The organism is Exiguobacterium sp. 8A (assembly GCF_902506275.1).
GTDB classification, from domain to species: Bacteria; Bacillota; Bacilli; order Exiguobacteriales; family Exiguobacteriaceae; genus Exiguobacterium; species Exiguobacterium profundum.
Genome location: NZ_LR733630.1, coordinates 858,652 through 880,567 on the forward strand (window position 1 = coordinate 858,652; position 21,916 = coordinate 880,567).

The following is a 21,916-nucleotide window of genomic DNA, read 5'->3' on the forward strand; positions in this document are numbered from 1 at the left end:
TATTACACGAAGACGACGTTACGTCAAAGGAGGATACACATATGTTTAAAAAGATTTTATCATCAATCGGAATCGGTGCCGCAAAAGTCGACACACGCTTGAATGAGAGCCACTGTTCACCCGGTGGAGAACTCACTGGAGTCGTCCATATAGAAGGCGGTTCGGTCGAACAATCCGTCGACAGTATCTATCTCTTCTTCAATACGTTGTATAAACATGAGGTGAACGATAAGTCGACATACTCGACGTTCACGATTGAAAAAATCTTATTGAATGAAGCACCGTTTATGATTGGTCCCGGAGAAGTGAAAGAAATTCCGTTCACAGTCAACGTCCCGTTCAATACGCCACTCTCTGTGAGCCAATCGAAATCATGGATTGAAACGGGCCTTGATATCGCCCAAGCCGTCGATCCAAAAGATGAAGATGCGATCACCGTACAACCGAATGCAGTTCAACAAGTCATATTAGATGCGATGGACGAGCTCGGATTCCGTTTGAAGAAAGCCGACACGGAGATGCTCCCGGCACGTCATCGTTCGGGACGTCTTCCGATTGCCCAAGAACTCGAGTATTCAGCGAACGGTTCGCGATTCGGTCGCCAGTTAGACGAGGTAGAAGTTGTGATTCTACAAGACGAGGATGCCATCGAATTGCTCATTCAAGTCGACCGCAGTGTCCACGACCTCGGAAGTCTCTTTGCTGACTTGACGGGAACGGACGAGTCGACTCATCGTGTACGCTATGACGCCGCACGTTTATCAGTAGCTGAAGTTCGTCGCGACATCGAATCGATGATTGAACAATCGATTTAAGGAAATCACCAACACGCCATTTCTATGAATGGCGTGTTTTTCTGAGGTATTGAATTTAAGCATCCATTTTTTTTACAATGAACATATGGAATAAACCCTTTTCTGGAGGTGACTATATCTTGTTCGCTTTAATAATGATCGGGAGTCTTGGTCTTGCAACGCTTGCCTTACCGATTCTAGAGACCAGTCTTTCTGAGTCACTCGCCTATTTCACGCTTGGTGGACTCGAGGTGCTGATTGGTTTGATTGCCATGTGTCTCATGCGCAATCCGTCGACAAACGCCTTATCATTCATGAAGTTCATGCCCTATCTTGTACTATTGATTCATTTCCCTACCTCACTCCTTTTGCTTTGGATTTCTTCGGTCAGACATGATGGGGTTTCTGCATTTTCATTAAACTATATTTTTATATACTGGATGTTCCTTCTCGTGTTCGTCGTAGTCAGCAGATTGACGTACCGTGTCCATCAACGACGATTCGAAGGTGCATGATTAGAAAGGATGATTCTACATTGGATCTACTTCAATTTCTTTACGACCGAGCAATTCCACTCACACTATTCACGACGCTCGGCCTATTCAGTCTCATGTTTGCGTTCGCACTATATAAATCCAAACCACGACTCTCCAAAGGACTCGTCACAATGGGCATGTCTTTCTCGTTCCTTCTCTTACTGATCTCAGCCGTAAGCTTCGTCTTCACGGTATTCCTTGGCTATAACTCATAAGAAATGGAGGCACCCTACTGGGGCGCCTCCATTTTTTAATCAATATACGGTATATGTGTTCGGGTCAATCGACTCGAGTGAGTGCTTGATCGCTTGTAAGAACTGACCTGCGACGAGACCGTCAAGGACACGATGGTCGACAGACATACAAAGGTTGACCATATCGCGTGCCGCGAACATCCCGTTCATCCAGACCGGACGCTTCACAATCGACTCGACCGATAGGATTGCCGCTTGTGGGTAATTCAAGATTGGTGCCGATTGAATCGAACCAAACGCACCCGTGTTGTTGATGGTGAATGTCCCACCACGCATCTCTTCAGCCTTCAAGCGGTTCTCACGCGCTCGCGTTGCCACGTCTTGAAGGGAAACGGCTAGTCCTTTAATATTCTTCTCATCCGCTTGGCGAATGACCGGAACGTATAGGGCGTCGTTTGCCGCGACGGCTACCGAGAGATGGATGTCTTGGTGAACTTTGATGTGATCTCCTGCCCACTCCGAATTCATCATCGGATACTTCTTCAATGCTTCGATGGCTGCCTTCATGAAGAATGGCATGAACGTCAATTTGACGCCTTCCCGTTTCATGAACTCATCTTTCAACTTTGCACGGGCTTCGACGAGGTTCGTCACATCCACTTCAATCATGAGCCATGCGTGTGGAGCCTCGTGTTTCGAGCGGACCATATTGTTCGCAATCGCTTGACGTACCCCGGCTGTCGGAATCGATTCATAACGGCCAGATGAAGTCGATGATGATGCGACCGGTTGTGACGGTTCAACGACAGGACGTGGTGCCTCAGTCGGAACGTCCAACTTCGTCTGTACCATCGTCTCTTGGACAGGCGCTTGTGTCGCTTTCTCAGAAGTCGATGCCGGACGTCCTTCTGATAAGTAACGAAGAATATCTTTCCGCGTGATCCGACCGCCTAGACCGCTTCCGCTCAGTTCATTCAAATCGATATCGTTCTCATTGGCGAGTCGGATGACGGCAGGAGAGTATCGACCGTTTCCACTTTGTTTTTTCGGTGCAGTGGCGACAGCTTGCTTAGAGACGGATTCTGCAGGTGCCGTTTCTGCAATCGGTTCTGTCTTCGTCTCAACTGCAGCTTCCTCCGCGCTCTCGACTTCCATCGTCAATACCGGTGTCCCGACGCTGACGGTCTCCCCTTCTGGAATGAGAAACTCTTTGACGACTCCTGCGCTAGTCGCAGGAATCTCTGCCGTCACTTTGTCCGTCATGACTTCCGCGAGTGGTTCATATTCTTCCACACGGTCTCCCGGTTTGACGAGATAGGTCGTGATTGTTCCTTCTGTCACACTCTCCCCAAGTTGGGGCATAGTAATCGTTTGTTCCATGGAGATGCCTCCTTAAAACGCCGCGAGCTGACGCGCCCGCTCGGCAATTTTTTCTGGGGATACGATAAAGAATTTTTCCATCGGTGGTGCATACGGCATTGCCGGCACATCGGGGCCAGCCAAACGCTCAATCGGCGCATCGAGTTCGAAGAGCGCCTTCTCCGCGATAATCGCCGCCACTTCTCCGATGATGCTTCCTTCTTTGTTGTCCTCCGTCACGAGTAGCACTTTACCAGTCTTCTTGACCGATTCGATGATCGCTTCTTGGTCGAGCGGGTAGACGGTACGAAGATCAAGGATGTGCGTGCTGATTCCTTCTTCTTCGAGCGTTTTCGCAGCCTCTTGTGCCATATGCACGCAAAGACCGTACGTGATGATCGTGATATCGTCACCTTCCCGTTTGACAGCGGCCTTACCGATTTCAACCGTGTATTCGTCCGTCGGCAATTCCGCCTTCAAAAGACGATAGGCACGCTTATGTTCAAAGAAAAGAACAGGGTCGTTCGAACGGATTGCTGCTTTCAACAATCCCTTCGCATCGACAGGGTCAGATGGAATGACGACTTTAAGACCTGGCGTCGAACTGAACATCGCCTCGACTGATTGCGAGTGATAGAGAGCCCCGTGAATACCCCCACCGAAAGGAGCACGGATGACCATCGGACATGTCCAATCGTTGTTTGAACGGTATCGAATTTTTGCCGCTTCTGAAACGATTTGGTTCACTGCTGGCATGATAAAGTCTGCGAATTGCATTTCTGCGATCGGTCGCATGCCGTACATGGCAGCCCCGACTCCGACTCCGGCAATCGCACTCTCAGCGAGCGGTGCGTCGATGACACGATCCTCTCCATATTTTTCAATCAACCCTTGTGTGGCACGGAATACACCACCACGAACGCCGACGTCTTCCCCGACGACGAAGACGTTTTCGTCGCGCTCCATTTCCTCATGAATCGCTTCATTGATCGCTTCGATAAACGTTTTCATCATTTTTCCTCCTCATAGACGTAATCCAGTGCAGATTCAGGCGATGCATACGGTGCTTTGTCCGCATATGTCGTCGCTTCATTCACTTCAGCATCGATTTGTGCATCGATTTCAGCAAGTGTATCCGCCGTTGCGATTCCGTCGTTCACAAGTCGTTGACGGAACAATTGAATGCCATCCCGCTCTTTTAACCCTGCCAATTCTTCTGCTGAACGGTATGCTTTGTCATCATCATCTGATGAGTGTGGCACGAGACGTTCAACTTCTGCTTCGATTAGCGTCGGTCCTTCTCCGCGAAGTGCACGTTCACGCGCTTCCTTCACGACCGCATAGACAGCAATCGGGTCTGTCCCGTCGACTGTCACACCTGGCATGCCATATCCTTTCGCTCGATCTGACACGCGCTCGCATGCCAACTGTTTTGTAAGTGGAACCGAGATTGCATATTTGTTGTTCTCACAGAACAAGATGACCGGCAACTTATGGACACCTGCAAAGTTTGCGCCTTCATGAAAATCTCCTTGGTTAGAGGACCCTTCCCCGAACGAGACGAATGTAACGAGCTCTTCCTTTTTCATCTTCGCCGCAAGTGCAATTCCGACTGCATGGGGGACTTGTGTCGTGACCGGAGACGAACCCGTTACGATACGATGCTCTTTCGAGCCGAAGTGACCAGGCATCTGACGACCACCTGAGTTTGGATCTTCCGCTTTCGCGAATGCCGATAACATTAAATCTCTTGATGTTTGACCGAAGTGAAGGACGACCGCCACATCACGATAGTAAGGTAGGACATAATCAATCCCTTTCTCGAGGGCGAACGCCGCACCAACTTGCGCCGCTTCTTGTCCTTGACATGAGACGACGAATGGGATTTTCCCGGCGCGGTTCAACTTCCACATCCGTTCATCAATTTTACGTGCACGAACCATCGTTTCGTACATCGCCAATAAATCTTGTTTTGTTAAACCAAGCTCTTCATATGAGTTTACAGTCATTTGTTCCATCCTTGTTCCTCCTTAGGCGTGAATCGGTAATCCATCGACGGCGAGAGCCGCTTCTTGGAAGGCTTCGCTCAGTGCAGGATGCGGGTGTACAAGTTGTCCCATCTCCCAAGCCGTCGCATTTAAGACGAGCGCGAGGCCACCTTCTGTGATGAGTTCGGTCGCTTTCGGTCCGACGATATGAACACCGAGAAGGTCATCTGTCTCTTGATCTGAGACGAGTTTGACGAATCCGTCGGCTTGCCCTTCAATTCTTGCTTTCCCGAGCCCATTGAAACGGTACGTTCCTGTCTTGACGTCATGTCCAGCCTCTTTTGCCGCTTCTTCTGTCAAACCGACCGAAGCGACTTCAGGGACACTGTATACACAGCGTGGAATGAGCGCGTAATCGAGCGGTGTCGGCTCAAGACCGAGAATCGTCTCGACTGCCTTCACACCTTCTTCAGAAGCGACGTGGGCGAGTTGCAACTTCCCGATACAGTCTCCAATTGCGAAGATATGACGTTCCTTCGTCCGATACTGGCTATCGACTTGAATGATACCGTTCTCTACGACGATTGACGTGTTTTGAAGACCTAAGTCTTCCGTATTGGCGACACGCCCCACTGAGACGAGGACACAGTCCACGCTCAACATCTCCTCACCTACAGCGAGCTCCACCGCATCGTCGTGAATCGATGTACGTTCAGCGTCGACCGTCACGCTCTTCTTCACGCGGACTCCGCGCTTTTTCAAAAGACGCTCCACTTCACGCGAGACTGCTTTGTCCTCGAGTGGGAGTAATCGATCGCCTACTTCGATCAATGTCACGTTCACATCAAGGTCGACGAGCATGGACGCCCATTCGACTCCAATGACCCCTCCACCGACAATCGCAATCGATTCAGGTAGCGTTTCAAAAATGAGGAGGTCGTCCGAATTCAAAATCCGTTTGTGATCGAACGGCAATCCAGGAAGTTCACGAGGAATCGACCCTGTTGCGATAATCAGTTGATTCGGCAAAATCAGTTCTGATTCACCGCTTTCATCCTCAACGGATACAGTCCCTGGTTGTGGTGAGAAGATACTTGGTCCAAGAATAGAGGCCTTTCCGCGGAACACTTCGATTTTCCCTTGTTTCATCAAATGTTCGATTCCCTTTTCTAGTCCAGCCACAAGATCACGCTTATACGTTTGAGCGCGTTCCATATTGAACGTCACATCTCCCGTCTCAACGCCATATGTCGCACTTTGCTTCGCTGTTTGATAAACATGTGCAGCTTTTAAAAGCGCCTTCGTCGGGATGCATCCTCTATGTAAGCAGGTGCCACCTAACTTTCTCGCCTCGACGATTGCGACAGATTTTCCTGCCTGGGCCGCCTTGATTGCAGCCACATATCCTCCTGGTCCTCCACCGATGACGACAACATCAAATTCTCGTGCCATGTGTATCCCCCTCATAAACTCGTGCGGTCTCTTCGTTCTCGATGACGCGAAGTGCACCTTCAGCCAACGCTTTAAGCTCATCTTCACCCGGATACACGTGTACCGGCGCGAGATAAGTGACACGCTCCTTGATTTTTTCAGTCAGCCACTCGGAATATGCGATTCCGCCCGTCAGTAAGATGGCATCCACACGACCACATAATGTCGCGCCGTGTTTTGAAATCTCTTGAGCGACACGATAAGCCATCGTCTCATACAACAGTCTCGCCTCGTCATCACCTGATTCAACCCGTTGCTCGATTTCAATGGCATCGAATGTACCGAGATGAGCAAACAGACCACCTTGACCGACAATTTTCTTTTTCATTTCCGATTCTTTATACCTGGTACTATAACATAGTTCTACTACCTGTCCAACAGGAATCGAGCCAGCACGCTCCGGCGCGAGCGGTCCATCTCCGTCGAGACCATTATTCACGTCGATGACTCGACCTGCCGTATGGGCACCGACCGTGATTCCTCCACCAAGATGCGCAACGATAAGATTCAACTCATTGTAATCGCTTCCATTTTCGGCCGCGAATCGTTTCGCGACAGCCTTTTGATTGAGGGCATGGAAAATGCTACGACGATTGATTTCCGGCATGCCTGTCTTTCGGGCCAATTCGCCCATCTCATCGACGACGACCGGATCCACAATGAAACTAGGAATCCCTTCAGCTCCCCCGATTTTCGAAGCGATCAGACCACCGAGATTCGATGCATGCATCCCAAAACGTCCGCTCGTCAAATCTTCACGCATGAGTTCATTGACCGTATACGTTCCAGACGTCATCGGTGCAAGCAAGCCACCACGACCGACGATCGCGGTCAAATCATTGACCGCGATGCCCGTCTCTTCTAACAAGGCGCGTACTTCTTGCTCACGATGAGGCAACTGCTCTGGAAGTGTGAGACCCGTCACATCGATTGAATGTCGGACCGTACGTGTCATCACTTCTTCCTTCCCATCAAACAATCCAACTTTCGTCGAGGTCGACCCTGGGTTGATTGCAAGAATTAGCCGTTTTGTCATCTTAGCGTCTCCCTAGAATGCTTTTTTCAACTTTAAGGAACTGGCTGCGTGAACGCGACATCATGTGAATCCGCTCTTCCGCCATCTTATCGGCCGCTACATGCGTTGGTACACCATCACGTTCTGCGATTTCAAAGACGCGCATCATGTTGTCATAAATGAGTTCGACTTTCTTCATTGCCCGTTCACGGTTGTAGCCTTCAAGTTCGTCCGCGACGTTGATGACACCACCTGCATTGATGACGAAGTCTGGTGCATAAAGGATTCCGTTCTCGTCGAGCACGTCTCCGTGACGATCTTCTGCTAATTGGTTATTGGCAGCGCCTGCGACGATTTGTGCTTTCAATTGTGGAATCGTTTTGTCGTTGATGACGGCACCGAGAGCACATGGTGCAAAAATATCACATTCGACCGCATAAATCTCATCTGGTTTGACGACCGTCGCACCAAAGTCTGCTTCTGCACGTTTGAGTGCTTCCTCATTAATGTCGGTCACAATCAAATGAGCACCCTCTTCATGGAGGTGACGGCACAAGTTGTAGGCAACGTTTCCAACACCTTGAACAGCGACGGTTTTCCCTGCGAGCGACTCAGTCCCGAATTTCCATTTCGCAGCAGCTTTCATTCCACGATACACACCATATGCCGTGACCGGTGAAGGGTTACCACTTGAACCGAATGCAGGACTGACGCCTGTGACGTAATCCGTTTCCATGTGAATGAAGTCCATGTCGGCAACTGTTGTATTTACATCTTCAGCCGTGATGTAACGACCACTAAGAGATTGAACATATCGTCCGAATGCACGGAAGAGCGCCTCTGATTTATCTGTCTTCGCATTTCCGATGATGACGGCCTTCCCGCCCCCAAGGTTGAGACCCGCTGCAGCATTTTTATATGTCATTCCTTTTGCGAGACGCAACACATCCGTGAGTGCCTCTTGTTCTGATTCATAGTTCCACATACGGAGTCCACCGAGAGCTGGCCCGAGCGTCGTGTCATGGATGGCGATGATCGCCTTTAGTCCAGACGCTTGGTCTTGGCAAAATACGATTTGCTCATAGTCCTCAGATTGTAAGACATCAAAAATACGGAAGCGTGGCTCTGTGTTTGTTTCCATCATGATTAATTCCTCCTGTTAAGTACGATTAATGTTTAGCATGTAACAAAGCGAATGCGAGGGAATATAGCTTCGCTTCGGCAGTATCGGCACGACTTGTCAATACAACAGGGGCAGATGCGCCGACGACAATCGCCGCTACGCTCGCCTCTGCGAAATACATGATTGATTTATAAAGGACGTTGCCGACCTCTATGTAAGGTACGACTAATAAATCGGCTTGACCGGCAACTTCACTGTTGATTCCTTTTTGCTTTGCTGCAACCATGTCGACAGCGTTGTCGAGCGCGAGCGGTCCATCTACGACACAGCCCTTGATTTGTCCACGTCGATTCATTTGGCTAAGTAGTGCCGCATCGAGAGTCGCATTCATTTGTGGATTGACTACCTCGACTGCTCCAATGGCTGCGACTTTCGGCGATTCGTAACCGATGTCATGCATCGCTTCTACCGCATTGTGAATAATTTCGACCTTCTCTTCGAGTGTTGGTGCGATATGAATCGCCGCATCCGTCACTCCAATCAACTTTTCACGATTCGGAATTTGGAATAGTGCGATGTGGCTGAGCGTCCGCTTCGTACGGAGTCCAGCTTCACGATTAAGGACGGCTTTCATAAATGTCGATGTCGACACCATCCCCTTCATGAGGACGTCCGCCTCTTTATTTTTCACAGCTAATGTGGCACGTCGCGCAATCTCAACGTCACCTTTCGCATGTAAAATATCGACGGCTGACTCATCGATTCCATGCTGTTCACATAACTTTCGGATCTCTCGAGCTTCACCGAACAAAATGAAGCGTGACAACCCATGATCCGTAGCGAGTTTTACGGCCCGGATGACTTCTTCGTCCGCTGCCCCCGCAATGGACACGGTACAGCCTTCTAACTCTTTTGCGTTCGCCAGCATCCGTTCAAAATTCATCATTGTCCCCCCTTGCTCTCTACACTATATCATAAGCAAGTTTGTTTCCTAAATTGTAAGCGCTTTATAATGCGGATAACCATGCAAATTAATGCTTACCGTGCATAAATTTTCCTGCAAATTATTGCATGGTGTCAAGCTTGTTGTATAATGTTCGAATCGAAATCTTCAATCGGCGGGCTGCTTCTGATTTGTTGCCACTTGCCTCTTCAATTGCTCGTTCAATCAAATCGCGTTCATATTTTGCAACGGCCTCGTGAAACGTTCCAGATTCGACCACTTTTTGACTCGTGGAACGATTGGATAACTGCAAATGATGTGGGGCAATCCACTGTTCGGAGCTTGCCATATAAATCATCGCACGACCGATCACATTCTCCAGTTCTCGCACATTCCCTTTCCAATGCTGGCTCTTCAGTAATGTTAAAGCATCTTCGTCAACGCCGCGTACACTCCGACCGTATTCTTGATTCAGTTTCCGGATCATCCGTTCACATAGTGCCTCGAGTTCATTCAGTCGCTCACGTAATGGTGGGATATGGATCGGCATCCGATTGATTCGGTAATACAAATCTTCCCGGAATGTTCCGTCTGCTACTTTTTGTTCGAGATCGGCATTCGTTGCGGCAATGATTCGGACATCGATTGGGATTGCCGTCGTCCCTCCGACACGGACAATTTCATTTTCCTGGAGGACACGTAAAAGCTTCACTTGGACATCAAGAGGGAGCTCTCCGATTTCGTCTAGAAAGAGTGATCCGCCATCCGCTTCTTCGAAATATCCGGTTTTCCCGCCTCGTTTAGCTCCACTGAAGGCTCCATCTTCATAACCGAATAGCTCACTTTCAAGAAGGGTAGGTGAAATCGCCGCACAGTTCACGCGAATGAACTTTTTATACTTTCGAGGAGATTCCCCGTGAATGGCATGGGCGAACAGTTCTTTTCCTGTTCCCGATTCTCCACGAATCAATACCGTCACTGGGGTCACAGCGGCAAGTTTCGCCTGCTCGATGACAAATCGCATGGCGTCACTCGTAGCAATGATATCGGCAAACTGATATTTGGCTTCTAGATTCCGGATGCGTGTTTTTGCCTCCTGCAATTCATCACGTAGGGCACGAATCTGAGATACGTCACGGATGACCCCAACCGAGCCTCGCAACTTACCTTCGACGATGATCGGTTCTGCATTCACAAGAATATCTCGTCTCGTCGCCCCAATTTGCATCCGAATGTCTCGAACGCCTTGCCCGGTCGATAGTACTTTCAAATGGACGCTTTCCTGCATTCCGATATCTGCCGTCGCTGGTTTGTCGACCACATCTTCTTTTTTGAATCCGGTCAACCGTGTATAAGACGGATTGATCAAAATCGTGTTACCGTGATGATCTGCGACCGATATGGCCTCACTCGTACATTCAATGATGGCCTCGAGCATTTGTTGATTCTGTTTCAATCTTTCAACCACAATCCGAATAAATTCCCCTGGTAAGACGACCGCATCTTTGAAATGATCCTTTAATTGTTCAAACGTTTGATGTTTCCCCGTCGTTTCGATGACAAAATCTAGTGTCGCATCCGCATACTGTTTCCAATCGTCCGCCACAGATATGCCATAACTTTTAGCAAGGGCTATTCCTTCAGCAGATGCATCAGAATCTACGACCGCTACAATCGTCGCAAGCGGCGAATCCATCAGCATATGAAGGACTTCGGTCCCCCCTTTTCCTGCCCCCACAATCATCAATCGTTTATTCATACATATTCCCCCATCATCATTCTTCTCTATTTCATGCTACTGAATCCGCACCTGATTCGCAAGCTGCCCAAAAATAGACCGTGTCGAACAGATCGATTTCTGTTAAAATAATGTATGGTAAAGGAGGAGATTGCATGCGTTTTATCGCGCTTCTAATCTTAATCGTCCCTGGGTTATTAGGTGTTTACGGAATCAAATTGCTACGTGATAGCTTCTTTTTGAAGACGAGCGCACCGTTTTCATGGTTCGATTCACTCGCTGCCGCCTCCATGTTGCAGGGGACCTTTGGGCTTCTGCTCGCCATGGGCGGGATCGGATTTGTAGCCGGCTATATTTTTAACCGCGACAAAAAAACAGGAAAAGTACAACGCCTCGACTCATAAGCACACAAAAAAAAGGTTCCCTAACTTGACTTCATTTCAAGTGCGGAACCTTTTATTCATATTGAATTGTGATCACTACGGATGATCTCCTTTCAAACTACGTTACTTACTTTGACATGAAATCCAACGTCTTCTTAATGAAGAAGTATGAAAGAACTTTAGTAACTGCCGTCTTGCGTGAACGGAATCTTACCATTCGAGTTACTAACTGATTTACTTATCGGGTCATGTCGAACCATCCATCGTGAAGTCGAACGCTTGCCATAAACTGTTCAACGGTTGACAACACTCCTTTTGGTTAACTGAACGATTGTTTTTTCCTATATCAACCCCTAGCTTCGAGTTGATGATAGAATCGCCTCGCGAATGAGCGACTGTCGCGACCTCACGTCGGGACATTAACGACTTGAGGTGTCGTTCCCACCTCTGAGCTATAATCGGATAGCGAACCGAGATGATTTGGTTTCTTCAAACGTTGCTCCGGAACAAGTTTGAAAAGCGTTCATCTGACGCTTGTCCAAGTAACTTGGTACATCTTTATTATAACAAAGGCCCACCATTTTGCAAGCGCTTTCTTTCATAAAGTAAATAAATCTGAAAGTAATTGTTTCATCAAAAAAGACTAAGTCCCATCACGACTTAGTCCTCATGAAATGATTCAATTATTCTTAAACGATACATACGTGACGAAGTACGAGATAAACTCCGAGTTTTTCGGGCTTCGCTCACGCTCCGGTCGCCCTTCGAACATCTCATGATCGCGCATGCCGTTCTCCCATGCCGTCTTGATTGCATGACGCATTGCTCGTTCTACACGAGAAGATGTCGTCTCATGCTCTTTTGCGACCATCGGATATAATTCTTTCGTGATGAGACCGAGCAAATCTTGCCGTTCTCGCACGTAAATGACAGCTTGACGGATATACTTGAACCCTTTGATTCGCGGAGAGATTCCGAGTTGCTGAAGCAGGAGTGAGATTTCAATTTCTTCTGGCGTCATTCCGTCGAATTCTCGATTTGTTCCTTCTGACAATTCACGAATTTTCGTTAATAACTGTTGAATATTGAACGGTTTGACGAGAAAATAAGAGGCCCCGAGTTGCACGGCCTGTTTCGTCACTTCATCTTTTCCAAACGCGCTCAACATGATCACTTCCGGTTTGTCATCACCTAATTCTTCATTTAGGCGTTGCAATACTCCGATTCCATCCAAATGCGGCATGATAATATCGAGTAAGAGTACATCCGGTTGGTGTGTCTTGACGACATCCAAGCATGTTTCTCCATCGTGTGCCGTACCTACGACACGAAGATCAGGCTCAGATTCTAGTTGTCGGCTCAACAAATCGACGATTTCTCGATTGTCGTCCGCAATACATAATGTAATCACTTATGACACTCCTTTGATGAACTTCTGTTTTACTTGTTGTGACATCTCAAGTAATTCTTCGACGTGTTGCTTCGTCAAGTCTGTCATTTGAGCGCCAGCAATCATGCGACCCAATTCGTCGATTCGACTTTCACGGTCGAGGGACGTCACATTTGTTTTCGTCCGTTCATTCGTTTCGGTTTTAGTAATGTAAAGATGTTGGTCTGCCATCGCAGCAACTTGTGCCAAGTGCGTGATACAGAGGACTTGAGAGCCGACAGAAAGTCGGAAGATCTTTTCACCCATCGCCTGCGCGACACGTCCAGAGACTCCTGTGTCGACCTCGTCAAAAATAATGGAGGCCACGCCGACCGTTCTTGAAAAGATGGATTTGAGTGCGAGCATGACACGGGAAAGCTCACCTCCTGAAGCGACTTTTGCGAGCGGTTTGAACGGTTCTCCAACGTTCGTCATCATGTAAAACTCCACGTCATCTAAACCATCTTGTTTAAGCGATGTGGTTTTGAAACGGACCTCGAACGCTGTTTTTTCCATATATAGTTCTTTCAGTTCTCGATGAATCGCATGCTGAAGCGACTCCGCAGCCACCTTACGCGCTGAAGAGAGTCTCATACCAGCATCTCTTGCAATCTGCTCTAATCGAATGAGTTCATCTGAGAGCGTCTGTAAATGCTCTTCCCGGTTCGTCATCGACTTCAATTCATCCGACACTTGTTCGCCATAGGTGATGACTTCTTCGATGGTCGTCCCATACTTTCGTTTCAATTGCTGGAAAAGAGCCAATCGTGACTCAATCTCATCCAATCGAATCGGGTCAAATTCGAGCGAATCTAACTGGTCCCGGAGTTGAAACTTTGCATCCTCCAACAAATAATAAGCGTTAGAGATAGTTTCCGATACAGATGTCAAAGACGAAGAGAGCTGTGACGCCTCTTCCATCTCGCGCATCGCCACTCCGATTTGATCGAGTCCATTTGACTCCTCGGCAACCGCCTCATACGAGAGACGAATGTGTTGATGAATGCGTTCAAAGTTGGCCAATTCATCCCGTTCTTCTGTCAACGCCTGTTCTTCCCCAACTTTTAATTCAGCCGCTTCGATTTCTTTCGTTTGAAACGACAAAAGATCCATTCGTTGAGCAAGCTCCTGCTCACTTTGACTAAGACGCTTCAATTCATCGGCGACTTGTTTCCAAGCCGCAAATGCCGTTTGATATTCCTCGACTAACGGACTGATTTCTTTTTCGGCGAAATGGTCTAATATGCCAAGGTGAAATTCCGCATCCATTAAATGTTGATGTTCATGTTGACCGTGAATATCGACCAGGAGCCGTCCGAACTCCCGTAACGTCGAGAGCGGCATCATTTTCCCGTTCACACGGCAGACGCTCTTCCCGCTACTATGTAGGTCTCGACGTAAGATGACTGTCCCATCTTCAACATCGATGCCATATTGTTCGGCCGCTTCGATGACCGGGTGATCCGGTTCAATCATGAACAGACCTTCGATTTCAGCTTTATCTTGACCATATCGCACGAACTCACTTGAGCCACGTCCTCCAACAAGCAATCCAATCGCATCCAACAAGATCGATTTACCGGCACCTGTCTCACCCGTGAGCACAGTCATACCTCGATTAAACGGAATGTTTAATTCGTCAATAATCGCAAACTGTTTGATTGATAGTTCTGCTAACATACGTACGTTCACCTCATAACATTCCGAGTAGTCGATCGATGATTTGCTTCGCTTTCTCTTCATCACGTGCAATCATTAAAATCGTATCATCTCCACACACCGTTCCAATCAATTCATCCCAAGATAAATGATCGATCAAGACACCGATTGCATCAGCATTCCCCGGAAGCACTTTCATGACGACCAAATTTTGAGCAGAATCGACCGAGACGAAACTGTCACTAAGGATTCGCTTCATTTTACCGTATGGATTAAAACGTTGATCCGCAGGCAAGCTATATTTATACCGTCCATCGTTCAATGGGACTTTGACCAGATGTAACTCTTTAATATCCCGAGACACGGTTGCCTGTGTGACCGGATACCCCGAGCGACGTAGCTCATCCACTAACTCATCTTGCGTCTCGATTTCTCGATTCGTCACGATGTCTCGAATTTTAATCAATCGCTGTCCTTTGTTCATAAGCGCTGACACCTCATTTTTCGTTTCACATACACATTATCATTCTAAAGTATTGTCGAAAAAAGGTCTAGCATTCCAGGTGGGATTTCCACCATTCCCCATCTAGTAGACGAGTAAAGGAAAAAGCTACAGACGACGAGGTCTGTAGCATCATTTTATCCCTTAAGTTTGGCATGGGCCGCGTTTACGACCTCTTCGACTTGTAGCGATGGCGAGACGCCACCTACTCCTGTGTACCGAGCGAAGAGAAGAAACTCGATGTTCCCATCCCCTCCAGTGATCGGAGAGTAATCCAAAGCTTCGACAAAGAAGCCTTCCGATGCGAAGTATCGGACCATATCGCTTGCGACTCGTTCATGGACGTTACGGTCCCGAACAATTCCTTTTTTCCCGACATCGGCCTTCCCTGCTTCAAATTGAGGTTTGACGAGCGCCATGACGACACCGTCTTGCTTCAAAATTTGTTTCAACGGTGGCACCATCAGACGAAGCGAGATAAAAGAGACGTCAATCGTTGCGAAATCTGGTTTAATCGGGAACTGATCGGCCGTCGCGTGGCGGAAGTTCATCCGCTCCATGACGACGACGCGGTCATCGCTCCGTAGTTTCCAGGCAAGCTGATTATAGCCGACATCGACCGCGTACATTTGAGTCGCGCCGTTTTGAAGCGCACAGTCCGTGAACCCACCCGTCGATGAGCCGATGTCGATTCCGACTCGTCCAAAGACATCAAGCGGGAAGACGTCGAGCGCTTTCTCGAGTTTCAAGCCGCCACGTCCAACATAAGGAAGAACTTGACCCTTCACTTCGAGAGGGATATCATCAAACACTTTATCGCCCGCCTTGTCTAGACGTTCTGTCCCACTATAGACGAGACCGGCCATGACCGACCGTTTTGCCTTTTCCCGTGTTTCAGCAAGTCCACGTTCGACGAGCAATACATCTAATCTAGTTTTCTTTCTTTTTTCCATAATCCCTCACACATTCTGTCGATTTGTCTCCATGACGAACCGTTCAATCGATTCCGCCATTTGGGCAGGTCGCAGTCCAATCTCTTCTAGGAGCTGGTTGACACCGCCATGCTCGATATATCGATCCGGAATACCGAGACGTTGAATCCGTGGAAACGCTCCGGCTTCATTCGCGTGTTCAAGCACGCTACTTCCAAAGCCACCGGCGAGAGCAGCCTCTTCTAATGTCACGAGCGGAATCCCCTCTGCATAAAGTGAAGTCAGCATCGCATCATCGAGCGGCTTGATGCTACGACAGTTAATGACGCGCACACTGAGCTTACCTTCTAATAGTGCTCGGACTTCGAGGGCGTCTTGCACTTGGGGACCGAACGTCAAGATAGCGACATCTGTCCCTTCTGCCTCGACTTCCCAATCATCGAGTGAAATTTCTTGAAGCGTCTCACTCATCGGAACACCGATCCCTTCACCACGCGGGAAACGAATCGCAATCGGTCCACCATCGTAACGGAGTGCAGAATAGACGAGTTGTTGTAATTCTTCTTCATCTTTCGCCATCAAAATTCGAATGTTTGGCACGTGACGCATGAAGGCGATATCGAACACACCTTGGTGCGTCTCTCCATCCGCTCCGACAAGTCCAGATCGGTCAATCGTGAACACGACGTTCAAGTTTTGACGACAAATGTCATGGACTAGTTGATCATACGCGCGTTGGAAGAAGGTCGAATAAATCGAGACGACCGGTTTCAACCCTTGCGTCGCCTGTCCCCCAGCGAGGGTGACCGCATGTTGCTCGGCAATTCCGACATCAAACATACGCTCCGGGAATTTCTTCGTAAAGCAATCGAGTTTCGAACCGACACTCATCGCTGGTGTGATCAACGTCACCCGTTCGTCTGACTCAGCCACTTTCGTGATCGTCTCCGCGACGACTTTCGAATAGCTTGGTCCTTTCGGTTTGCCTTTGATGACTTCACCGGATTCAATTTTATAAGGTCCAAGACCGTGCCATGTTCCGACACCGTCCAATTCAGCCGGACGATATCCCTTCCCTTTTTTCGTAATGACGTGGACGAGAACCGGACCGTCGATTTTCTTCGCGTACTCAAGCGTTTCGAGCAAGTCTTTCAAATCATGCCCATCTGTCGGTCCAAAGTAAGTGAAGCCAAGTTCTTCAAAGAACGTTCCCGGAATGAGAGCAGATTTTAAGAGGTCCTTCACCCGTTCCCCGCTCCGTTCAAGTGAACTCCCGACGAGCGGGATGTGTTTGATGAGTGACTCCATTTCTTCTCGAGCATGCTTCAACTTGCGCGATGCCCGGATACGACCAAGCATATTATGCATCGCTCCTACGTTCGGCGCAATCGACATCTCGTTATCATTTAGAATGACAATCACGTTCTGTTTCTCGGCACCGATGTGATTGAGGGCTTCAAGTGCCATCCCCCCAGTCAAAGCACCGTCCCCGATGATGGCGATGGCACGATCGTTGGCGCGCCCTTTCAATTCATTCGCAATCGCAATCCCCATGGCTGCAGAGAGGGAAGTCGAACTGTGCCCTGTTTCCCACACATCATGCTCGCTCTCACAACGTTTCGGGAAACCACATAACCCATTGTATTGTCGGAGAGTATCAAACTGGTTCGTACGTCCTGTCAAAATTTTATGAACGTATGCTTGATGACCGACGTCCCATACGAGTTGGTCTTTCGGACTGTCAAATACACGGTGCAAGGCAAGCGTCAACTCTACAACTCCCAAGTTTGGCGCCAAATGCCCTCCCGTCACTGCCAATTTTTCAATCAAGAATCGTCTAATGTCTGAACCGAGCGATTCGAGCTCTGATACAGACATCCGTTTCAGGAACGACGGGTCTTGAATGGATGTCAAGTCCATAATGACCATCCTTTCTCCTCACATTTTACTGATTCGTACCTTACATTTTACAAGAATGTGACGGCATATGCCACACATTCCCCAAAACAAAGGTGACACGATGTGCTCATCGTGTCACCGAGGTCAATGATTTCGTTTCACTACAAATGATAGCATCTCAAGAAGCAACGGCGCTGGAACTGAAAGTGATTCAATTGCAGCGTGTGCCGCTCCCACTTCTTGCTCAAGAGCTTGCTTCGCTCCCTCTAAGCCGAGAAGCTTCGGATAAGTCGTCTTGTCATTCAATTCATCTGAGCCGACGCGTTTTCCGATTGCTTGTTCATCTCCGACGACATCGAGGATATCGTCTTGAATCTGAAAAGCGATGCCAAGATGACGTCCGAACTGTTTGAGGTGCATCCGATCTTCCACCGATGCCCCTGCCAAAATCGCACCGGCTTCAAGTGCATAGACGAGTAGCGCACCTGTCTTCCGTTCATGAATGGATTGGAGATCTTCAAGTGTGACGTCGTTCCGCTTTTCAGCCAGCATATCATCCAACTGCCCACCGACCATACCTGAGCTACCGGCCGCCAATCCGAAAATACGAATAATCTCGACGACATCTAGCGCAGGGAGTGGCATCTGTGTGAGAATACGGAATGCGTCCGTCAATAAGGCGTCCCCAGCCAAAATAGCGGTCGCTTCATCAAACTGACGATGATTGGTCGGTCGTCCACGACGAAGATCGTCATCATCCATGGCCGGCAAATCATCATGGATGAGTGAGTATGTATGAACCATCTCTAAACTCGCCGCCACCTCTCGTCCTCGCTCGAGTGACATGCTATACGTTTCAAGGACGGCATAGACGAGAGCAGGACGAATGCGTTTCCCGCCAGCCTCTAAAGAATACGTCATTGCGTCTCGTAATCGTTTCGGCATCTCACTCGACTCAATGAGTTCCTGCATCGCCAGTTCGACGGTCCGTTTCCACTTGTTCAAGTCATCGGTACGGTTCATGCGGATCCTCCTTTTTCACGAAGCGTCCCATCAAGTTCTAAAATTTCATCCATTTTTTTCTCGGCGGCAGAGAGTTTTGTCTGGCACAATGCAGACAAGCGGACACCTTCCTCATATAGGGTCATCGCTTCCTCTAATGGGACATCACCGCTCTCGAGTTGCGCGACGATCTGTTCGAGGCGCTCGAGCGCCGCCTCAAATGTCTGTTCTTTCTTCGTCACCGACAATCCTCTCCTTCACCTCAGCGATTGCATGACCATCCCGAAAACGAATCGAGACATCACCATCGCGTAATTGTTTCACGTTCTGCACATAGATCCCATCTTGTTCGATGAACGTATATCCACGTGACAAGACGGCGAGTGGACTGACTGCATGCAATCGTCCAACCTGTTGTGCAAATTGAAGCGTTGCTTGTTCTAATGGCTTCGTTCGACGGAGTCGCTCGACCATATGATTGACTTCTTCCCCTTGCTTGGACAACGTTTTTGAAAATCGTTTTACATCTAGCTGCTGTGACAACTGACGGAGCTGATGAGTGGCTTGGGTGAGATGTCGCCTCATCCCTTGCTCGAGACGGATTTCCGACTGGGCGAATCGTTCCCGTTTCTGAGATATCGTGTACCTCGGTGATTTTAATCCATAGCTATTGATCATCCGTTCCACACGGGTTCGCGAATCATCCAATTGGTCTCTGACGGCTTTGTGCAGATGGTTATCCAAACGTTCTACATCTTTTCGCTGCGCATCAATCATCGCGGTAGCGAGTTCAGCCGCCGCTGTCGGAGTCGCAGCCCGAACATCGGCAACGAAATCCGAAAGCGTAAAGTCTGTCTCGTGACCGACAGCAGAAATGATGGGAATCGTGGACGCATAGATTGCCTCCACCACAACATCTTCATTAAATGCCCAAAGCTCCTCGATAGAACCACCACCGCGACCGACAATGAGTACATCACAATCGGTGCGTTCGTTCATCCAGCGAATGGCAGAAGCAACTTGTGGAGCCGCCATTTCGCCCTGTACAGCAACAGGGGCCAACGTAATCGCCACATGTGGTGCACGACGTCGAAGTGTGGTTGCGATATCGTGTAGCGCCGCACCTTTTGGAGACGTCACGATTCCAACGCGCTCTGGAAACGTCGGGAGCGGGTGCTTCCGCTCCTCGTCGAACCATCCCATCTCCTCTAATTCACGCTTTCTCGCCTCATATCGCTCAAACAATAGACCGATTCCGTCTTGTCGCATCAATTCGACATATAGTTGGACATCTCCCGTAGCCTCATACATCGTCACCTTTGAGACGGCGATGACTTTCATTCCATCTTTCGGTTCGAATTGAAGTTGTTTGGCATCGCGAGAAAACATGACAGCTTTCATCCGAGACGCGTCATCTTTCAACGTGAAATAACAATGACCGGATGAATAACGTTTGAAATTTGAGATTTCACCGATGACCGCGACTTGTCGAAGCAATACATCATCATCAAGTTGTCGCTTCACATATCGAACAACTTCAGAAACCGGAAGTGGATTAGCCACGTGATGCAACCTCGACCGTATTATGCATGAGCATCGTGATGGTCATCGGACCGACACCACCCGGAACAGGGGTGATGGCACTCGCCTTCTCCTTAACAGCTTCATAGTCCACGTCACCGACTAGACGACCTTCGACCCGATTGACTCCGACATCGATGACAAGCGCGCCTGGTTTGACCATGTCTGCTGTGACTAAACCAGCGCGTCCGACCGCGACAATCAAAATGTCCGCTTGTCGTGTCATCTCACCGAGGTCAGCTGTTTTTGAATGACAATATGTGACCGTTGCTGATTCATTCAAGAACAACATGCCTACCGGTTTACCGACAATCTGACTACGACCGACGACGACAACGTGCTTTCCGGCGATCTCGGTCTGTGTTTTTGCGAGATGCAAGATGCCGTGCGGCGTGCACGGGAGTAGCGTATCAAGTCCGAGCATCATCTTCCCAACATTCTCAGGATGAAAGCCATCGACGTCCTTTTCTGGAGAGATGCGCATGATGACTCGTGTTTCGTCGATGTGTTTCGGCAGAGGGAGTTGCACGAGAATCCCGTGAACTTCTTCATCCGCATTCATCAAGTCAATCAAGTCAAGCAATTCCTTCTCGCTAATCGTCTCATCAAAACGGAGGACTTGTGAATCGATTCCGATTTCTTCTGCCGCCCGTTCCTTCCCGCGTACATAGCTATGACTTGCTGGGTCATCCCCAATCAACACGACTTTCAGTTTCGGTACGATGCCACGTGCGCGAAGTGCTGCCACACGTTCTTTTAACGTTTCTCGATATGATGCTGCCACTTGTTTCCCGTCGATCACTACTGCCATCTCTCTCATCCCCCGTTGTCTTTAGGTTTTTCTGTAGTTGGTCTGGTGTCTTATCTCTATTTTTTTAGTCTTCTTTAATGATGTTACCGAGTACGCCATTCACGAGTTTGCCGGCTTCTTCGTCCGCGAACAATTTCGCGAGTTCGACCGCTTCGTTGATGGTGACGTTTTCTGGAATCGTCTCGACGTATAACAATTCGAACGTTGCCATTCGAAGAATCGTACGCTCGACGTTTCCGAGGCGATCTAACCGCCAGTTTTTCAAGTTTTCAACTAGTAACGCATCGATATCTTCAATATGTTCTAGCGTCCCTGTGACGAGTTGTTCGTAAAACGGATCAGACTCTTCTCCATCCAATGCGAACTCGATTGCTTCGTCCACCTCTAATTTAGATACTTCGATTTGAAAAAGCGTTTGAATCGCTTTCTCTCGTGCTTCATGACGTTTCATTCAGTTACTCTCCTTTTACATGCTTTCATTGTGATAGTTTAGCATAAAGCACTCATAAATTCAGTACAAAAAACCAGGAAACCGAA

22 protein-coding genes are annotated in these 21,916 nt (G+C 48.6%); 4 read left to right on the forward strand and 18 right to left on the reverse strand.

All coding sequences use genetic code 11. The annotated features are described in order from the left end of the window. The first annotated feature begins 41 nt into the window (after positions 1-41). The 3 genes from GVY42_RS04445 to GVY42_RS04455 all read left to right on the forward strand — a co-directional run bounded on the left by GVY42_RS04445 (position 42) and on the right by GVY42_RS04455 (position 1,545). Positions 42-815, forward strand: coding sequence for a sporulation protein (locus GVY42_RS04445; protein ID WP_159562450.1), 774 nt, complete (start codon positions 42-44; stop codon positions 813-815). A gap of 119 nt (positions 816-934) precedes the next feature. Further along, positions 935-1,309 carry a hypothetical protein gene (locus GVY42_RS04450; protein WP_159562451.1) on the forward strand — a complete coding sequence of 125 codons (375 nt, stop codon included), beginning with the start codon at positions 935-937 and terminating at the stop codon, positions 1,307-1,309. Positions 1,310-1,329: 20 nt separating this feature from the next. Next, the gene (locus tag GVY42_RS04455) at positions 1,330-1,545 is read left to right on the forward strand and encodes a hypothetical protein (protein WP_074036727.1); all 216 of its coding nucleotides are present in this window, start codon (positions 1,330-1,332) and stop codon (positions 1,543-1,545) included. A gap of 39 nt (positions 1,546-1,584) precedes the next feature. On the opposite strand, the gene GVY42_RS04460 is transcribed toward GVY42_RS04455, so the two are convergent. The 8 genes from GVY42_RS04460 to GVY42_RS04495 all read right to left on the reverse strand — a co-directional run bounded on the left by GVY42_RS04460 (position 1,585) and on the right by GVY42_RS04495 (position 11,202). Next, positions 1,585-2,904 (reverse strand): dihydrolipoamide acetyltransferase family protein, encoded by a 1,320-nt coding sequence (locus GVY42_RS04460; RefSeq protein WP_159562452.1) that lies wholly within the window; start codon positions 2,902-2,904, stop codon positions 1,585-1,587. A 12-nt stretch (positions 2,905-2,916) separates the two neighbouring features. Then, positions 2,917-3,894 carry an alpha-ketoacid dehydrogenase subunit beta gene (locus GVY42_RS04465; RefSeq protein ID WP_078147095.1) on the reverse strand — a complete coding sequence of 326 codons (978 nt, stop codon included), beginning with the start codon at positions 3,892-3,894 and terminating at the stop codon, positions 2,917-2,919. After that, positions 3,894-4,901 carry a thiamine pyrophosphate-dependent dehydrogenase E1 component subunit alpha gene (locus GVY42_RS04470; protein ID WP_370148335.1) on the reverse strand — a complete coding sequence of 336 codons (1,008 nt, stop codon included), beginning with the start codon at positions 4,899-4,901 and terminating at the stop codon, positions 3,894-3,896. Before GVY42_RS04470 ends, GVY42_RS04465 begins: the two co-directional genes overlap by 1 nt. Positions 4,902-4,913: 12 nt before the next feature. After that, complete coding sequence (gene lpdA / locus GVY42_RS04475; protein WP_159562453.1) at positions 4,914-6,323, reverse strand: dihydrolipoyl dehydrogenase; 1,410 nt, start codon at positions 6,321-6,323, stop codon at positions 4,914-4,916. Further along, a complete protein-coding gene (gene buk, locus GVY42_RS04480) occupies positions 6,307-7,398 on the reverse strand; it encodes a butyrate kinase (RefSeq protein ID WP_074036719.1) in 1,092 nt (363 codons plus the stop codon). The genes lpdA and buk overlap by 17 nt, the downstream gene beginning before the upstream one ends. A 1-nt stretch (position 7,399) precedes the next feature. After that, positions 7,400-8,521, reverse strand: coding sequence for a Glu/Leu/Phe/Val dehydrogenase (locus GVY42_RS04485; RefSeq protein ID WP_159562454.1), 1,122 nt, complete (start codon positions 8,519-8,521; stop codon positions 7,400-7,402). Between the two features lie 25 nt (positions 8,522-8,546). Continuing rightward, on the reverse strand, positions 8,547-9,443 hold the full coding sequence (yqiS, locus tag GVY42_RS04490) for a phosphate butyryltransferase (protein ID WP_196430847.1): 897 nt from the start codon (positions 9,441-9,443) through the stop codon (positions 8,547-8,549). Positions 9,444-9,564: 121 nt separating this feature from the next. Further along, positions 9,565-11,202: a sigma 54-interacting transcriptional regulator gene (locus GVY42_RS04495; protein ID WP_159562456.1), complete on the reverse strand. Its 1,638-nt coding sequence runs from the start codon at positions 11,200-11,202 to the stop codon at positions 9,565-9,567. Positions 11,203-11,336: 134 nt separating this feature from the next. On the opposite strand from GVY42_RS04495, the gene GVY42_RS04500 reads away from it, so the two are divergent. After that, complete coding sequence (locus tag GVY42_RS04500) at positions 11,337-11,585, forward strand: DUF2627 domain-containing protein (RefSeq protein ID WP_031423346.1); 249 nt, start codon at positions 11,337-11,339, stop codon at positions 11,583-11,585. A 658-nt stretch (positions 11,586-12,243) separates the two neighbouring features. On the opposite strand, the gene spo0A is transcribed toward GVY42_RS04500, so the two are convergent. The 10 genes from spo0A to nusB form a co-directional block, all read right to left on the reverse strand. After that, a complete protein-coding gene (gene spo0A, locus GVY42_RS04505) occupies positions 12,244-12,975 on the reverse strand; it encodes a sporulation transcription factor Spo0A (RefSeq protein WP_074036711.1) in 732 nt (243 codons plus the stop codon). Further along, complete coding sequence (gene recN, locus GVY42_RS04510; protein ID WP_074036709.1) at positions 12,976-14,673, reverse strand: DNA repair protein RecN; 1,698 nt, start codon at positions 14,671-14,673, stop codon at positions 12,976-12,978. A gap of 13 nt (positions 14,674-14,686) precedes the next feature. After that, positions 14,687-15,136, reverse strand: coding sequence for a transcriptional regulator AhrC/ArgR (gene ahrC, locus GVY42_RS04515; protein ID WP_012726567.1), 450 nt, complete (start codon positions 15,134-15,136; stop codon positions 14,687-14,689). A 155-nt stretch (positions 15,137-15,291) separates the two neighbouring features. Further along, positions 15,292-16,107, reverse strand: coding sequence for a TlyA family RNA methyltransferase (locus tag GVY42_RS04520; protein ID WP_159562457.1), 816 nt, complete (start codon positions 16,105-16,107; stop codon positions 15,292-15,294). Positions 16,108-16,113: 6 nt separating this feature from the next. Next, entirely contained in the window at positions 16,114-18,006 is a 1,893-nt protein-coding gene (gene dxs / locus GVY42_RS04525; protein ID WP_196431845.1) for a 1-deoxy-D-xylulose-5-phosphate synthase, read from the reverse strand. A gap of 123 nt (positions 18,007-18,129) precedes the next feature. Beyond that, a complete protein-coding gene (locus tag GVY42_RS04530) occupies positions 18,130-19,008 on the reverse strand; it encodes a polyprenyl synthetase family protein (RefSeq protein WP_159562459.1) in 879 nt (292 codons plus the stop codon). After that, positions 19,005-19,229, reverse strand: a complete 225-nt coding sequence (gene xseB / locus GVY42_RS04535) for an exodeoxyribonuclease VII small subunit (protein WP_012726571.1) — start codon at positions 19,227-19,229, stop codon at positions 19,005-19,007. The genes GVY42_RS04530 and xseB overlap by 4 nt, the downstream gene beginning before the upstream one ends. After that, positions 19,204-20,550: an exodeoxyribonuclease VII large subunit gene (xseA, locus tag GVY42_RS04540; RefSeq protein ID WP_159562460.1), complete on the reverse strand. Its 1,347-nt coding sequence runs from the start codon at positions 20,548-20,550 to the stop codon at positions 19,204-19,206. Before xseA ends, xseB begins: the two co-directional genes overlap by 26 nt. Next, on the reverse strand, positions 20,543-21,379 hold the full coding sequence (folD, locus tag GVY42_RS04545; RefSeq protein ID WP_159562461.1) for a bifunctional methylenetetrahydrofolate dehydrogenase/methenyltetrahydrofolate cyclohydrolase FolD: 837 nt from the start codon (positions 21,377-21,379) through the stop codon (positions 20,543-20,545). The genes xseA and folD overlap by 8 nt, the downstream gene beginning before the upstream one ends. Before the next feature lie 64 nt (positions 21,380-21,443). After that, positions 21,444-21,830: a transcription antitermination factor NusB gene (gene nusB / locus GVY42_RS04550; protein WP_159562462.1), complete on the reverse strand. Its 387-nt coding sequence runs from the start codon at positions 21,828-21,830 to the stop codon at positions 21,444-21,446. Positions 21,831-21,916 lie beyond the last annotated feature (86 nt).